Source organism: Streptomyces sp. A01 (assembly GCF_059026195.1).
The window spans coordinates 1-220 of record NZ_JBWLKN010000160.1; the positions used below are offsets into that span (position 1 = coordinate 1).

At 66.8% G+C, this 220-nt stretch carries 1 protein-coding gene; it reads right to left on the minus strand.

Annotated elements, in window-relative coordinates:
* Window positions 1-220: hypothetical protein (locus tag AC5P1B_RS35995; protein ID WP_493892246.1), on the minus strand; the 220-nt coding region annotated here is incomplete at both ends.

A 220-nucleotide genomic window follows, 5' to 3' on the forward strand; every position in this document is an offset into this window, starting at 1 on the left:
TGTCGTGCGCTGTGTTGGGTGACGAGGTGGTGGGCGAGGAGGGTGCCCAGGGTGCCGGTGCCGCCGGTGATGAGGACTGTGCCGTTGGGGTGTGTTGAGGATGGTGTGGGTGTTGTGGTGGTGGTTGGTTGTGGGGGTGTGGTGCGGGTGAGGTGGGGTGTGTGGGGGGTGCCGTGGCGGAGGGCGAGTTGGGGTTGGGTGGTGTGGAGGGTTTGGGTGA